The following is a 17,162-nucleotide window of genomic DNA, read 5'->3' as shown; positions in this document are numbered from 1 at the left end:
ATGATGAACGACAAGGCAAAGGTGGAAGAGTCTGTAAGATCTTCAATAACACCTTTGCCTTTTTTTCGGAGGTGGATGAAGAGGATGAGCAATTCGGAGTTGATGCAGCGCGTGCTGGCGCGCCGCGAAAGGTTGTCGCCGGAGAAGCGGATCTTGCTGGAACAGCGCATGAACGGGATTTTTGCAGAGGATGTGCTTGGGTCTGCGCCGGTCATTCCGCGCCGAAAGGGGATGGGCGCGGCCAAGCTGTCGTTTGCCCAGCAGCGCCTGTGGTTTCTGGAGCGGCTGGAGCCGGGAAGCGCCGCGTATCACATCCCTACGCTGGTGCGGTTGACCGGGCCGTTGGATGTGCAAAAGCTGACCGGGTGCCTGCAGGAGATCGTGCGCCGCCATGAAGCGCTGCGCACGACGTTTGGGGAAGTGGACGGCGAACCGGTGCAGGTGATCGCAGAAGAGACGAAGCTGGAACTGATGAATCTTGAAGCGGGGCAATTGCAGCTGGAGGCGCGGAGGCCGTTTGATCTGGCTCGCGGTCCGCTGGTGCGCGCAGCGTTGGCGCGCGCGGGGGAGGAGGAGTATCTGCTCTTGCTGACGCTGCACCACATCGTCGCCGACGGCTGGTCGCTTGGCGTGCTGATCAAGGAACTGGCCGCCCTCTACAGCGGCGAGAGTCTGCCCGCCCTCCCGGTGCAGTATGCCGATTTTGCCGAATGGCAGCGCGGTCAGTTGCAGGCGGAGGCGCTGGCAGGCGGGCTGCGGTACTGGAAGGAGCAGTTGGGCGGCGAGCTGCCGCTGCTCCAGCTTCCGACCGACCGACCGCGCCCGCCAGTGCAGACGACGCTCGGCGGTACGGTGTGCTTTGCACTGTCGGCAGAGCTTACCGCCGGGCTGAAGGCGCTGGGCCATGCGGGCGGAGCGACGCTGAACATGGTGCTGCTGGCGCTGTTCAAGACCTTGCTGTTCCGCTATACAGGGCAGGAAGATCTCCGCGTCGGCACGCCTGTTGCCGGGCGCAGACTGCAGGAAGTGGAAGGGCTGATCGGCTTTTTCGTCAACACCTTGGTCATGCGGACGACCGTTTCCAAGGACATGTCCTTCCGCGAACTGCTGGCGCGAGTGCGGCAGGCCAGCCTCGAAGGCGATCAGCATCAGGACGTGCCGTTTGAAAAATTGGTCGAGGAGCTGCAGCCGGAACGCAATCTCAGCGCGCCGCCGCTGTTCCAAGTGATGTTCGTTCACCAGATCGCCCCGGAAGCGCCGCCCGCATTGCAAGGCGTAACGGTGACGCGGGAAGCGGCGGAGACGGGGACGGCGCAGTTCGACCTGACGCTGTACGCGCTGGAAGAGGCGTCGGCGCTGAAGTTGACGCTGGAATACAACGCGGATCTGTTCGACCGCGCGACGGCCGAGCGGATGGCCGGGCATCTGCAAGTGCTCGCCGCAAGCCTGTTCTCCCTGCCGGATGCGCCGCTGAGCCGATTGACGCTGCTCCCGGAAGCGGAGCGAAACCAGTTGCTCGGGGCGTGGAACGCGACCGGGGCTGATGTTGAAGCGCTGTGTTTGCAGGAGTGGTTGGAACGGCAGGTGGAGCGGACGCCGGAAGCGGTGGCGGTGCAATACGGCGATGAGCGCCTGACGTACGATGAGCTGAACCGCCGGGCGAATCGGGCGGCGCACTTGTTGCGGGCCAAAGGGGTCGGACCGGACGTGCCGGTCGGGCTGTGCCTGGACCGGTCGGCCGAGATGATCGTCGCGCTGCTCGCCGTGCTGAAAGCGGGCGGCGCTTATGTGGCGCTCGATCCGGGGTACCCGGAGCGCCGGCTGGCCTTCCTGCTGGAAGACACGCAGGTGCTGGTGGTGCTGACCCAGGCGCATCTGCAAGCGGTGCTCCCGACCCACAGGGCTGAGGTCGTGCTGATCGAAGATGCCGCGTGCGCCGCAGGGAGCGAGGCCAACCCGGTGAGCGACGTGACGCCTGATCATCTCTTGTACGTGCTGTACACGTCCGGATCGACGGGCGTGCCCAAAGGCGTGGCGATGCCGCACCGGGCGGTCAGCAACTTGCTGTCCTGGCAGCGCCAAACGTTTGCCCGGCAAGGTGCGCTCAAGACGCTGCAGTATACCGCCCTGCATTTTGATGTGGCCTGTCAGGAGATCTTCTCCACGCTCGCCTCGGGCGGGACGCTGGTCGTGCCGTCGGAAGCAGTGCGGAGCGAGCCCCGGCAACTGTTGGAACTGGTGGCGCAGGAAGGCGTCGAGCGGGTGTTCCTGCCGTTTATCGCCTTGCAGCAGCTGGCAGAATCGGCCCGCGGGCTGAAGCTCCGGCTGCGCGAGATCATCACGGCGGGGGAGCAACTGCAGATGACGCCGCAGATCGTGCGTTTTCTGGACAGCATGCCGGGCTGCGTGCTGCACAATCAGTACGGCCCTTCGGAGACGCATGTCGTCACCGCCTACACCTTGCAGGAAAGCGAGCAGACCGCGCTGCCTCCGATCGGCCGGCCGATCGCCAACGTGCAGGCCTACGTGCTGGACGAAGCACTGCAGCCTGTGCCGATCGGCGTTCAAGGCGAGCTGTACATCGGCGGGGCTGCGTTGGCGCGCGGCTACTGGCGCCGAGCAGACCTGACCGCAGAGCGGTTCGTGGCACATCCGTTCACAGCAGGCGAACGTCTCTACCGCACAGGCGATCTGGCGCGCTGGCTCGCCGGCGGCCACTTGGAGTATCTCGGCCGCACCGATCAGCAGGTGAAGATCCGCGGGTATCGGATCGAGCCGGGTGAAGTGGAAGCGCGGCTCTGCGAGCACCCCGCCGTCAAGGAAGCGGCGGTCGCGGCGCGCGAGGACAGACCGGGGCACAAGCGACTGGTGGCATATGTGGTCGGCGCTGCCCAGCCTGCTGAGCTGCTGCGCGACCTGCAAGGCAAGCTTCCTGCCTATATGCTGCCCAGCGCCATCGTAACGCTCGACCGGCTGCCGCTGACCGCCAGCGGCAAGATCGACCGCCGCGCCTTGCCTGCGCCGGAGCCGGAGAGCAGCGAAACGGCGCATGTCGAGCCGCGCACGCCTGCCGAAACCGCCCTTGCTGCGATCTGGCAGGAAGTATTGGGTGTGGAACGAGTCGGCGCGCACGACCACTTTTTCGCCCTCGGCGGTCATTCGCTGCTGGCGACGCAAGTGACGTCGCGGATCGCTGCGCAGTGGGAGGTAGACCTGCCGCTGAAAAAGCTGTTCGAAGCTCCAACCCTCGAAGCGTTTGCCCGCTGCGTCGAACAGGCGCAGGAATCGCGCACGCCGCCGGTGGTGCCGGTCGCACGCGACGGTGCTTTGCCCCTCTCGTTCGCCCAAGAGCGGGTGCTCTTTTTTGAACAGCTGGAGCCGGGGACGCCGATCTACCACATCGCAGGCGCGCTGCGGATGCAAGGCGAACTGAACGTGGAACAATTGACGCTTGCCTTCCGCAGCGTCATCCAGCGTCATGAATCGCTGCGCACCGTCTTTCCGCAAGAGGAAGGCGTGACAAAAGCGGCTGTGCTGCCGAACCTCACCTTCGACGTGCCGATCGAAGACGTCCGGCACCTTGCTGATGAGCAGATCCTGCAGCTCGCCGCACAGGAAGTGCGCCAAGCGTTCGATCTCGCGAACGGGCCGCTGCTGCGGGTCCGCCTCTATCGCAAACATGCACACGATCACCTGCTGGCGCTGACTTTGCACCACATCATCGCCGACGGCTGGTCGCTCGGCGTGCTGATGGAAGAGATCTCGGCGCTCTACGGAAGCGCGGAGCCAAAGCTGCTGCCTGTGCAGTACGCCGACTATGCCGCTTGGCAAAAAGCGCACGGGCACGGACAGGAGCAGACGTCGTTTTGGAAAGAGCAGCTGCACGGCCCGCTGCCGATCCTGCAGCTGCCGACCGACCGCCCGCGCCCGGCGGTGCAGACCTATCGCGGCGAAACGCTGCGGTGTCAGGTCGCCGATGCGGTCACCGCTCAGTTGCACGGGCTCTGCCAGCGCGAAGGCGTGACCCTGTTCATGGCCTTGCTCGCCGCCTTCCAGACTCTGCTCCACCGCTATACGGGGCAGGACGACATCCTCGTCGGTACCCCGGTCGCAGGCCGCAGCCGCCAAGAGACCGAAGGGCTGATCGGCTTTTTCGTCAACACGCTCGTCCTGCGCACCGATCTGTCCGGCGTGCCAACGTTTGCCGAATTGCTCGCCCGCGTGCGCGACACGGCAGTCGCGGCCTACGCGCATCAAGACCTGCCGTTTGAGAAGCTGGTCGAAGAGCTGCAACCGGAGCGCAACCGCAGCGTCTCACCGCTGTTCCAAGTGATGTTCGCGTTACAAAAGGCACCTTTTGAACGCCTGTCCTTCCCTGGACTTACGCTGACCCCGGTCGACGTGGACGCGGGGACGGCGAAGTTTGACCTGACCTTGTTTGTGGCGGAGGATGCGGGACGATTGAGCGCAGCGCTGGAGTACAACGCCGACCTGTTCGACCGCGAGACGGTGGAGCGGATGGCCGCGCATTGGCAGCTGTTGCTGCAGGAGTTGGTGCAGGAGCCGCAGCGTTCCGTCTCGCGGGTGCCGCTGTTGACAGCAGAGGAGCAGGCGGCGCTGGATGCCTGGAACGAGACCGAAGCGGAGGAGGAGACAAAGCTCTGTGCGCATCAATTGATCGAGCGGCAGGCGGCCCGCACGCCTGACGCGGTCGCAGTGGTCTGCCAAGAAGCGAGCCTGACCTACCGCGAGCTCGACCGCAAAGCCAATGCGCTCGCGCACCGCTTGTACGAGCTAGGCGTCGGCCCGGATGTGCGGGTCGGGCTGTACTTGGAGCGCTCGCTGGAGCTTACGGTCGCCGTGCTCGCCGTCTGGAAAGCGGGCGGGGCGTACGTACCGATCGACCCGGCCTATCCGCCGGAGCGGACGGCGTTTATGCTGGAGGATGCGCAAGTGCCCGTTTTGCTCACCCAAGAGAAGCTGAGTGCGCGTTTGCCCGCCGTACCGGCAACCGTGCTGTGCATCGACGGCGCAGCAGAGGAGTGCGCAACGCCGCCGGAGAGCAGGGTGACCGCTGCCGAACTCGCCTATGTGATCTACACGTCAGGTTCGACAGGTCGCCCCAAAGGTGTGATGATCGAACATCGCGGCCTCGTCAACTATCTGACCTGGGCGGTGCGCGCCTACGCGGTCGAGGCAGGAAGCGGCGCGCCTGTGCACTCCTCGCTGGCGTTCGACTTGACCGTGACTTCGTTGCTCACGCCGCTGATCTGCGGCGGACGCGTGGTGCTGGTGCCGGAGACGGACGATCTGACGGCGCTTGGCGATGTGCTGACAGCCGAGGGCAACTTCGGCGTGGTCAAGATCACCCCGGCGCATCTGCAGCTGCTCGGCGATCATCTGCGCCCCGACCAACTCGCCGGACGCACGAAAACACTCGTCATCGGCGGCGAAGCGCTGCCGGCCGAGCTGCTCGCCGCCTGGCGCGAACACGCCCCGGATACGCTGCTGGTCAACGAGTACGGCCCGACGGAGACGGTCGTCGGCTGCAGTGTCTACACCGTCACGGCCGACACGCCCGTCACGGGCATCGTGCCGATCGGCAAGCCGATCGCCAATACGCAGCTTTACATCCTCGACGGGCATCTGCAACGGGTGGCGTTTGGCGTGACCGGCGAGCTGTACATCGGCGGCGCCGGCGTGGCGCGCGGCTACCTCAACCGCCCGGAGCTGACGGCGGAACGCTTCCTGACGAATCCGTTCGGGCCGGGCCGTCTTTATAAAACAGGCGACCTTGCACGCCTGCGTCCAGACGGCCAGCTGGAATTCCTCGGCCGCACCGATGAGCAGGTCAAAGTGCGCGGCTTCCGCATCGAGCTTGGCGAGATCGAAAGCGCGCTCCTCGAGCATCCGACGGTGCGGGAAGCGGTCGTGATCGCCCGCGACGGTCAGCTGATCGCCTACATCGTCGGTGAAACCGCAGACCTGCGCAGTTTCCTCAAACACAGACTGCCCGACTACATGCTGCCGTCGACGATGCTCCAGCTCGATCATCTGCCGCTGACCGTCAACGGCAAAGTCGACAAAACGGCTTTGCCCGCACCTGAGCACAGCGCGTCGCGTCCGGCGTACACCGCCCCGCGCACGGCGCTTGAGGAACGGCTGGCCGCGATCTGGGCCCAGCTGCTGCAGGTGGAGCCGGTCGGCATCGATGACAACTTTTTCGAACTCGGCGGACATTCACTGCTCGCCTCGCAACTGGTGTCGCGCCTGCGCAGCGCCTTCCGCGTCGAGGTGCAGCTGCGCCACCTGTTCGAAGTGGCGACCGTCGCTGAGCTCGCCCTGCTGATCGAACGATTGCAGGCCGCCGCCGCGCCGAGTCCAGAGGAGCCGAAGATGGCCCGCTATTCCCGTGATTCATACCGCAGAAAGCCAGTGAAGGAGGACGGTTCGAAATGATCGAGATCTACGAGTTCCCGGCATCGTTTGCCCAGCAGCGCATGTGGCTCTTGGACCAGTTGTCGCCGGGCAACCCGCTGTACAACACCCCGGCCGCCGTGAAGTTGACCGGGCGGCTGGATGCTGACCGCCTTGCGCACAGCCTGCAGGAGGTCGTCCTCCGCCACGAAGCGTTGCAGACGACGTTTGAGCTGATCGAAGGGGTGCCGATGCAAGTCGTCAACCCGGAGCGGACGGCCGTGCTGCAGCGGATCGATCTGCAAATCCTGCCGCCGGAAGCGCGCGCGGCGGAGCTGACCCGTCTGGCGCGGGAAGAAGCGCTCTTCCGCTTCGATCTGGAAACAGGGCCCTTGCTGCGAGCCGTTCTCGTGCAGACCGCGGCGGAGCAGCATGTGCTGCTGGTCAACCTGCACCACATCATTTCGGACGGCTGGTCGGTCGGGGTGCTGATTCGGGAGATCTCGGCCTTGTATGCGGGAGAGGAGCTGCCGGAACTGCCTTTGCAGTATGCGGACTACACGTTGTGGCAGCAGGAATGGCTGGCTGGCGAGGTGCTGGATGAGCAGTTGGCGTTCTGGGAGCGAACGCTTGGCGGCGAGTTGGCCCTGCTCGCGCTGCCGACCGATTTTCCCCGTCCGGCCGAAGCGTCGCAGGAAGGTGCTGTCTATCGCTTTGCGCTGCCCACGTCCCTTTTTCATAAGCTGACCGCGCTCGCAACCGGGGAAGGGGCGACGCTGTACATGGTGCTGCTCGCTGCGTTTCAAGCGCTGCTGCACCGCTATACCGGGCAAACGGATGTGCCGGTCGGGACGCCGGTCGCCGGGCGCGGCCGTGAGGAGATCGAAGGGCTGATCGGGCTGTTTGTGAACACGCTGGTGATGCGGACGCGCGTGGAGCAGGACCTGTCGTTTTGCGATCTGCTGCGCGAAGTGCGCCGCGTGGCGCTCGACGCATATGCCCATGCGGACGTTCCGTTTGAAAAGGTGGTCGAGCGTCTGCAGCCGGAGCGCAGCCGCGCCTATTCGCCGCTGTTCCAGGTGATGTTCATGCTGCACAGCGCGACGGCGGGCGAGCTGGCGCTGCCGGGCGTGAAAGTCGAACCGCTGCAGGTGGAGAGCGGCCTGGCCAAATTTGACCTGTCGCTGATGGTCGAAGGGGAGCCGGGGACGCTGCAGTGCGCCTTTGAATATCGCACCGACTTGTTTGCGGCGGAGACGATTGCACGGATGGCCGGACACTTTGTGACGCTGGCCGAAGCGATGGCCGAACGGCCGGATGCGGCGGTGGGAACGTTGCCGCTGTTGACGGCGGCGGAGCGGAACGCGCTGGCCTCGTGGAATGAGACGGCCGTAGCATATCCCGATGATCTCTGCCTGCACGAGCTGTTTGAGCGGCAGGCGGAGGCCACGCCTGATGCGATTGCGGTGGTGGCGGGAACGGTACGATGGACATACGGCGAACTGGATCAGCGCGCCAACCAAACGGCACGGCTGCTGCGGAAAAGGGGAGTGGTGCCAGGGCAGACGGTCGGCGTTCGCATCCCGCGTTCGCCGGAGCAAGTGGCCGCCCTGCTCGGCGTGCTGAAAACGGGCGCGGCGTATGTGCCGCTCGACCCGTCCTTGCCGCCGGATCGCCTGCGCTTTTTGGAACAGGATGCTGGTGTGGCGGTGACGCTTACCCACGGCCTGATGGCGGAGTCTGCAACTGAGCCTGTTGAAAAAATCGAGTCGGGTGCTGCTGCCGACTCGCTGGCGTATCTGCTGTACACGTCAGGCTCGACAGGCGAGCCTAAAGGCGTCGCCGTGCCGCATCGGGCGATCTGCAACCACATGCAGTGGTTGTTGGCGGCCTACGGGATCATGGTGGACGACCGGGTGGTGCAGAAGACCTCGTTCGGTTTTGATGCGTCGGGGATTGAGTTTTACGGGGCGCTGTTGTCGGGCGCGCAGCTGGTGCTGGCCGATCCGGAACAGAGCCAGGACAGCGCGTATCTGGCGCAACTGATCGCCGAGCAGGAGATCACGGTGCTGGCTGTTGTACCGTCCTTGCTGAAGGTATTGCTGGAGGAGCCGGGGATGGCGGCGTGCACTGCGCTGCGCCATGTGTTTTGCGGCGGGGAAGCCCTGTCCTGCGAGCTGCAGGAGCGCTGCTTTGACCGCTTGCCGCACGTTTCGCTGCACAACCTCTACGGCCCGACGGAAGCCTGCATCGACGCCACCGCTTGGACTTGCCAGCGCGGTGAGGCCTACCCGTCGGGACAGGTGCCGATCGGGCGGCCGATTCACAATGCGCAGGCGCATGTTTTAGATCCCCGCCTGCAGCCGGTGCCGATCGGCGTGGCCGGTGAACTGCACATCGGCGGCGCGGGGCTGGCGCAGGGGTATTGGCAGCAGTCGAAGCTGACGGAGGAGAAGTTTGTGCCCAATCCGTTCGGGGCCGGGCGGCTGTATAAGACGGGCGATTTGGTGAGATACCGCCCGGACGGCGCGCTGGAGTTCCTCGGGCGGATCGACCAGCAGGTAAAAGTGCGCGGCTTCCGCATCGAGACCGGGGAAGTGGAAGCGGCGATCTTGGTCCAGCCGGGCGTTCGCGATGCGTTGGTGCTGGCGAAGGACCACCGTCTGATCGCTTATGTGACGGGAGGTGCGGATGTCGCGCAGCTGAAGCAGGGGCTGCTAGCAAAACTGCCTGAGTACATGGTGCCTTCTGCCATCGTGCAGCTCGAAGTCTTCCCGCGCACAGCAAACGGCAAAATCGACCGGGCCCAGCTGCCCGTCCCCGAGGTGGCGGCTGTGGAGTTCATCGCACCGCGCACGTCGCTGGAAGAGGAGATCACCGCCATTTGGCGCGAGGTGCTCGCGGTGGAGCGCATCGGCGTCGAGGCGAACTTTTTTGAGCTGGGCGGTTATTCACTGCTCGCTTCGCAGGTGATGGCGCGGCTTCGACAGCAGTTCAACGTCGATCTGCCGCTGCGACGTCTGTTCGATGCGCCGACCGTTGCCGATCTGGCTACTGCCGTGGCAGGGGCGCAGCAGGTGGAAGGGTTGTCTGCGATGCCAAAAGCGCCGCGCGGCGAGCATTTGCCGCTGTCGTTTGCGCAGGAGCGGCTCTGGTTCTTCGAGCAGCTGCAGCCGGGGACGGCAGCCTACCACATTCCAAGCGCGGTGCGGCTGGAAGGGCAACTGGATCTGGAACGGCTGACGGCGAGCCTGCAGGCGATCGTCGACCGGCATGAAGCGCTGCGCACCACGTTTACGGAGGTGGAGGGACAGCCGAGGCAGGTCGTGCAGGAAGCGATGCCGATTGCGCTCGGCCGCATCGGGGAGCAGGAGTTGGAAGCGGAAGCCGCGCGCCCCTTCGATCTGGAAAAAGGCCCGCTGCTGCGCGCCGCGCTGGTGCAGCATGGGGAGGCGGAGCACACGCTGCTGCTGACCCTGCACCATCTCGTGGCGGACGGCTGGTCGATGGACGTGCTGATCCGCGAGCTGACCGCGCTGTATGGAAATGCGGTGCACACGCTGCCCGCGCTGCCGGTGCAGTACGCCGACTATGCCTGCTGGCAGCGCGAGCAGCTCCAAGGCGACGCGCTCGAAGCGGGGCTCGCCTATTGGAGAGGGCAGCTCGGCGGCACCCAGCCCGTCCTGCAAGTGCCGACCGACCGTCCGCGCCCGGCGGTGCAGACCTATCGCGGGGCGGTGGAGCGGACGCTGCTACCGACAGAGCTGGTCGCTCAGCTTCGGCAGGTCGGCGATCAGGAGGCGGCGACGCTGTTCATGACGCTGTTGGCCGCATACCAGACGCTGCTTTACCGCTACACCGGACAGGAGGACTTGCGCATCGGAACGCCGGTCGCCAACCGCAGCCGGGTGGAAGTGGAGGAGCTGATCGGCTTTTTCGTCAACACGCTGGTCCTGCGCGCCGACGTCAGCGGCACGCTCAGCTTCCGCGAGCTGCTGCGCCAAGTGCGCGAAACTGCGCTGGATGCGTTTGCGCATGAAGAGGTGCCGTTTGAACAACTGGTCAAAGAGCTGCAGCCGGAGCGCGATCTGAGCCATACGCCGCTTTTTCAGACCCTGTTCGTCCTGCAAAATACGCCGCGGGCCGCGTTCGAACTCCCCGGCTTGACGCTCACACCGCTCGACGTGAACAGCGGTGCGGCCAAGTTCGACCTCACGCTGTCAGTCATGGAAACAGAAGCTGGCCTGCTCTGCCACTTCGAATACAACGCCGATCTCTTCGAGGCTGCGACTATCAAGCGCATGGCGGGGCATTTCGAAACACTGCTGGCGAGCATTGCTATGGATTCGACCCAACTCATCGGTCTGCTGAATATCATGACAGAATCTGAAAAAGACCATGTACAAACGCTTTGGGGCACGAATTTGCATCATGCCCAGATGAAAGACCAGATCTATAACCAAAACCAAGCTCAACACCAAAACAACGACTGGAGCCATCATCCGCACTTGTCATCAGCCGGGGAAGAGACCAACTTGTGCCTCCATCAACTCTTCGAGGCGCAAGCTGTGCTAACACCAGACGCACCGGCTGTCACGTACAACGGCATCAGTATGACTTACCGCGAACTAAACGAACGTGCCAACCACCTTGCGCATCTTCTCCGCGCCAAAGGGGTAGGGCAGGATCAGCTTGTCGGGCTGTGCACGGAGCGCGATCCGGAGATGATCGTGGGGCTGCTCGGCATCTTGAAAGCGGGCGGCGCCTACCTCCCGCTCGATCCAGCCTATCCGAGCGAACGGCTGTCGTTCCTGCTCGCCGATGCCGACATCCGCATCATCGTCACCCAGGAACAGACAGCGCTGCCCGCACACACGGCGGATGCGATCTTGATCACAGACGGCAGGAGCCCGCTCAACCCGCCTTGCCACACCACGCCGGACAACCTGGCCTATGTCATCTACACGTCCGGCTCGACCGGACAGCCAAAAGGAGTGCTCATCCCGCATGCCAACGTGGCGCGTCTGTTCACCGCCACCGAACACTGGTTCCAATTCCGTGCGGACGACGTGTGGACGCTGTTCCATTCGTACGCCTTCGACTTCTCAGTCTGGGAGATCTGGGGTGCCTTGCTCTATGGCGGCCGTCTGGTGATCGTGCCGTATCTGACCAGCCGTTCCCCCGAGCAGTTCTACCGTCTGCTCTGCGCAGAAGGGGTCACCGTGCTCAACCAGACCCCGTCCGCCTTCCGCCAATTGCTCCAAGCCGACGCGGTAGCCGGAACGAGCGCCGACACTCTCCGCTATGTCATCTTCGGCGGCGAAGCGCTGGACATGCATAGCCTCGCCCCATGGTTCGAACGACATGGCGACGAGCGCCCGCAGTTGATCAACATGTACGGCATCACCGAAACCACCGTCCACGTCACCTACCGTCCGTTGACCCAAGCAGACTTGTCGCGCGGCAGCATCATCGGCGTGCCGATCCCTGACCTGAGCGTGCGCATCCTCGACCGCTTCGGACAGCCGGTGCCGCTCGGCATTCCCGGCGAGCTGCACGTCGGCGGGGCCGGAGTGGCCCAAGGCTATCTGAATCGCCCGGAGCTGACCGCCGAGCGCTTCACAGACGGCTTCTACAAGACGGGCGACCTGGTGCGCCTGCTGCCCGGCGGCGATCTGGAATACCTCGGCCGCATCGATCAGCAGGTGAAGATCCGCGGCTTCCGCATTGAGCTTGGCGAGATCGAAGCGGCGCTCGTTCAGTCACCGGCGATCCGCGAAGCGGTCGTCACCGCGCAAAACGACCGCCTGATCGCCTACCTTGTCCCTGAAACGGACTGTGAAACGGGCGACCTGCGCAGCTTCCTGCAACAAAAGCTGCCCGGATACATGCTGCCGTCCGCTTTCGTCTACATCGACCGCCTGCCGCTCACCCCGAACGGCAAAGTCGACATCCGCGCCCTGCCGCAGCCGGACGGACAGAGCCGCGCGAACGCGTACGCAGCTCCGCAGACCGACGCTGAACGAGCGCTGTGCGCCATTTTCCAACAAGTGCTCGGCACCGGGCAAGTCGGCTGCGAAGACAACTTTTTTGAGCGGGGCGGCGACTCGATCCTCTGCATCCAAGCGGTTGCAGCTGCACGCAAGCAAGGTTATGAGCTCTCTTTACAGGAGATGTTCCGCCAGCCGACCGTCCGCGACTTGGCCGCCACCATGCAGACGGCCTCCTGCCAAAAGGGAACCGTAGCGCCGTTCGGCCAGATCGCCGCATCCGATCGCGAGCTGCTGCCTGAGGATCTTGAAGACGCCTATCCGCTGACCAAGCTTCAGGCGGGGATGCTCTTCCACAGCGCAGCCAGCGGTGACGCATCGGTCTACCACAACGTCAACACTTACCACCTCCGCGCGCCGTTTGCTGCAGAGCAGCTCGCACGTACGGTGGACGCTCTGGCCCAACAGCACCCGGTGCTGCGCACTTCGTTCGACCTGACCTCGTACAGCGAGCCGCTGCAGCTGGTGCACCGCGCGGTCCGCATTCCGCTGGACATCGAAGACTTGCGCCAGCTCCCGGCAGCCGAACAAGAGCGGCACATCGCCGACTGGTTCGAACAGGAGAAGGCCCGCCACTTCGACTGGACGCAAGCGCCGCTCTTGCGCCTGAAGATCCATCGCCGGACGGAGGAGACGTTCCAGTTCAGCTTCACCGAACACCACGCCATCCTTGACGGTTGGAGCGTGGCGACGATGATCACCGCGTTTTTCCGCAGCTACCTGACCGGGTTGCCGATGGAGCAGCCGCCCCCGCTGTTCCGCGACTATTGCGCTTTGGAAAGCGCAGCGGTGTCAAGCGATGAGCAGAAAAACTTCTGGCTCCGACAGCTCGACGAATTCACCTTCACCAAAGTCCCGCGGCTCCCGCGAACCGTGTCGTCCGCCGCTGCCGGGCAGCAGTTGTCTGTCAACCTCCCGTTCGACCCGGCCCAAGCGCAGGTGCTCAAGCAGCTTGCGCACAGCGCCGGCGTCCCGCTGAAAAGCGTGCTGCTCGCCGCACACCTGCGCGTGCTCAGCTTCATCAGCGGACATCAGGACGTCACGACCGGCGTGGTCGCCAACGGCCGCCCCGAGCAGGAGGGAGGGGAGCGCGCCCTCGGGCTGTTCCTGAACACCTTGCCGCTGCGCCAAAAGCTCCGAGGCGGCACTTGGCTCGACCTGATCCGCGACACGTTCCATGCCGAACAGGATCTGCTCCCGCACCGCCGCTACCCGATGATGCAGATCCAGCAGGATCACGGCGGCCATACCTTGTTCGAAACGGCGTTCAACTTTACGCATTTTCACGTCTACAGCGCGTTTGCCGAGCTGCCCCAAGTCGAGGTGCTCGAGGCGGCAGGCATCGCAGACACCAATTTTGCGCTCAGCGCCGAATTCAGCCAAAACGTGGACAGCGGCGAGCTCAGCTTGCTCTTGCGCTACGATGGCGGCGAGTTCGGCGCGGAGCAGATCACCGCGCTTTCCGGCTACTACCGGCGCTGCTTCCAAGCGATGGCAGAAAACGCCGCGTCCCGCTACGAAACGCACAGCTTGCTGGCTGCCGATGACCTGCAAAAGCTGCGCGAGTGGAAACGGTCGGATCCGCCGCACCCGGCCGATCTGAGCGTCCACGAACGGATCGCGCTCTGGGCCGCGCAGACGCCCGACAAGCCGGCCGTCGTCTTCAGAGACGAGCAGCTCACGTACCGCGAGCTCGAAGCGCGCGCCAACCGCCTGGCCCGCCATCTGCGCTCCTGCGGCGTTGGCCCAGACACGCTGGTTGGCATCTCCGTCGAGCGCTGTTTGGAGATGATCGTCGGCGTGCTGGGCATTCTCAAGGCGGGCGGCGCTTTCGTCCCGCTCGACCCGAACTATCCGGAAGAGCGCCTCGCCTACATGATCGGAGACGCCGGACTTCGCCTGCTGCTCACCCAAGCGCGTTTTGCAGACAAACTCCAGAACTTGCAGCCGGGCGGCAGTCTTGCTCTCCTCCGGTTGGATGCGGACTGGCCGATCATCGGGCAGCAAGCGGCCGACCCCGTCCCGCACCGAGCCGGTGCCGACGACCTGGCGTACGTCATCTATACCTCCGGCTCGACGGGTCGGCCAAAAGGCGTCCTGCTACAGCACAAAGGGCTGAACAACATGGCGCTGTCCCAGCACAAGACCTTCCATGTCGACGCCACCAGCCGCGTCCTGCAGTTCGCTTCGTTCTCCTTCGACGCCTCCGTCTCGGAGATCTTCATGGCGCTCGTCCACGGCGGCACCTTGTACCTCGCGGGCCAAGACGAGCTGATGCCAGGCGTCGACCTGCTGAACACGCTGCGCCGACACCGGATCACCACCGTCACGTTGCCGCCCTCGGCGCTGGCGGTGATGGAAGATGACGGCCTGCCCGACTTGCAGACGATCATCTCCGCCGGGGAAGCCTGCACCGCCGAGCTGATCGCCCGCTGGTCGCAAGGCAGGGCGTTCATCAACGGCTACGGCCCTTCGGAAGCGACTTGCTGCACCAGCGCAGAGGAGTACCGCGACGCGAACGGCACGGAAGCGGTGCTGATCGGCCGTCCCTTCGCCGGGGTCGATGTGTACGTCCTTGACGAACACGGCCAGCCCGTTCCGGCCGGCACGCCGGGCGAGCTCCACGTCGGCGGGATCAGCGTCGGGCGCGGCTACCACGACCGGCCGGAGCTGAATGCCGCCTCCTTCCAGGAACGGGACGGCGAGCGCCTGTACAAGACGGGCGACCTCGTGCGCTGGCTCCCGGACGGCCGCCTCGAATACATCTCGCGCCGCGACCACCAAGTCAAGATCCGCGGCTTCCGCATCGAGACGGGCGAGATCGAAAACCGGCTCAGCCAGCACCCGGCGGTCGGACACGCGATCGTCCTCGTCCGCGAAGACGTCCCCGGCGACAAGCGCCTCGCCGCCTATGTCGTCCTGCGCGACGAGGCGGGACAGGCGACGGCCGACGACCTGCGCGGCTTTTTGCAGGCAGGGCTGCCCGAGCACATGGTGCCGTCTCACATCCTGCTGCTCGAGGCGATGCCGCTGACCCCGAACGGCAAGATCGACCGCCGCGCCTTGCCCGTGCCGATCGGCGTGCGACCGCCGGGCGAGAGCGAGTATGCGGCGCCGCGCGACCTGCTGGAGCTGGAGCTGGTGCAGCTTTGGGAGTCGCTTTTGCACATCGCGCCGATCGGCATCCGCGACAACTTCTTCCTGCTCGGCGGCCATTCGCTGCTCGCCGTGCGGATGATGGCGATGATTCAGAAAAAATGGGGGCAAGACCTGCCGTTTTCCGCGCTGTCCCAAGGCGGCACGATCGAAGACTTGGCGGTCATGCTCCGCGAAGGCGGCACGCACAGACGCTCTTCGCTGATCCCGCTGCAAGCGGAAGGAACGAGACCGCCGTTTTTCTGTGTGCATGCGGTCGGCGGTTCTGTGCTGTCCTACGTCCATCTCGCCAAGCTGCTCGGGCCGGAGCAGCCGTTCTACGGCTTGCAGTCGCCAGGTCTTGATGACGACCGCGAGCCGTTCACCGACATCACCCGCATGGCCGCGCATTACATCGAGGAGCTGCGCCGCGTCCAACCTCTCGGCCCGTATCATCTCGGCGGCTGGTCACTCGGTGGCGTGATGGCGTTTGAGATGGCCCAGCAGCTGCGGCAGGCGGGCGAAGAGGTCGCGCTCTTGGCGATCTTCGACAGCTTCGCACCGCTTTTGCACAACCGCCGCGAGTTTCCGACGGAAGCGAGCATCCTGGCCGGTTTCTCCGAGTACCTTGCCGCCTCTTCCGGCGTGGAGATCGCCGACGGCATGGAGGAGCATCTGTACACGTTGCAAGACGATGCGGCGTTCCGCTTCGTGCTCGAACAGACGATCCGGCAGAACATCCTGCCGCGAGACATCAGCTTCCAGCAGTTCTACCGCCTGTATCGCGTTTTCCGTGCCAACCTGCTCTCCGTGCACGACTACACGCCGCAGGCGTACGCAGGCGACATCACGCTGTTCAAAGCGACCGAGTTCGTCTCCATCGAGCTCGCCACCAAGATCAACGACGAGCCGACGATGGGCTGGGGCGAGCTGGTGCAGGGGGAGATCACCACACATCCGCTGCCCGGCACACACTTCTCGATCGTCCGCCTGCCGCACGTCGAACGGCTGGCGCAAGAACTGGAAAAAGTGATACACTGTTCGGTAAATCTAAAGAGTGGTGATTTCATTGGCAAAACCGAAAAACATCAAAGCTGAAGACGTGCAGGCCCGCCTGGACGCAGGGGATACGCTGCAGATCCTCGACGTGCGCGAAGACAGCGAAGTCGCGCGCGGCCTGATCCCCGGCGCGCTGCACATCCGGCTGCCGGACGTGGAGAGCCGGTACGGCGAGCTTGATCCTGAGCGGGAGACGGTCGTCGTCTGCCGCAGCGGACGCCGCAGCCGTTCCGCGTGCAATTTTTTGCTGCAGCAGGGATTTTCCAAGCTCTTGAATATGGAAGACGGCATGCTTGCCTGGAAAGGTGAACTGGAAGAGTATTACCCGTAATTTAATTGAAATAAGAAAGCCCGACTTTTAAGAGTCGGGCTTTTTCATGCGTGCAATTAAAGTTTTTGTCGAAAAGTCCTAAATTATTGCGAAAATTTGTCGCTCTTTCTCTTCAATTTGGAAGATTTTTGTGGTAAGAATTAAGGGGTAGGAAAATTAAGTTGTAGCAT

The 17,162-nt window shown here is 64.2% G+C and carries 3 protein-coding genes and 2 pseudogenes; all 5 read left to right on the top strand.

What is annotated here, in order from left to right:
- Positions 1-84: 84 nt before the first annotated feature.
- Entirely contained in the window at positions 85-6,459 is a 6,375-nt protein-coding gene (locus EV586_RS02605) for a non-ribosomal peptide synthetase (RefSeq protein ID WP_165898184.1), read from the top strand.
- Positions 6,456-10,802: pseudogene (locus EV586_RS21795) on the top strand (amino acid adenylation domain-containing protein); the annotation flags it as partial. The gene EV586_RS02605 and the pseudogene EV586_RS21795, both read left to right, overlap by 4 nt.
- Positions 10,803-10,958: 156 nt before the next feature.
- A pseudogene (locus EV586_RS21790) lies at positions 10,959-12,623 on the top strand (amino acid adenylation domain-containing protein); the annotation flags it as partial.
- A gap of 6 nt (positions 12,624-12,629) precedes the next feature.
- Complete coding sequence (locus tag EV586_RS21785; RefSeq protein ID WP_481937749.1) at positions 12,630-16,700, top strand: non-ribosomal peptide synthetase; 4,071 nt, start codon at positions 12,630-12,632, stop codon at positions 16,698-16,700.
- Positions 16,672-16,992, top strand: a complete 321-nt coding sequence (locus EV586_RS02595; RefSeq protein ID WP_132943507.1) for a rhodanese-like domain-containing protein — start codon at positions 16,672-16,674, stop codon at positions 16,990-16,992. Before EV586_RS21785 ends, EV586_RS02595 begins: the two co-directional genes overlap by 29 nt.
- Positions 16,993-17,162: the final 170 nt, after the last annotated feature.

It is taken from the genome of Tumebacillus sp. BK434, from assembly GCF_004340785.1.
Lineage (GTDB): Bacteria > Bacillota > Bacilli > Tumebacillales > Tumebacillaceae > Tumebacillus_A.
Note: the sequence above shows the minus strand (reverse complement) of the source record. Positions and strands in the feature narration are given on the sequence as shown.

Excerpts from the sequence above, each read along its gene's own strand:
- EV586_RS21785 (WP_481937749.1), top strand. The coding sequence starts at position 12,630 with ATGCAGACGGCCTCCTGCCAAAAGGGAACCGTAGCGCCGTTCGGCCAG.
- EV586_RS02605 (WP_165898184.1), top strand. The coding sequence starts at position 85 with ATGAGCAATTCGGAGTTGATGCAGCGCGTGCTGGCGCGCCGCGAAAGG.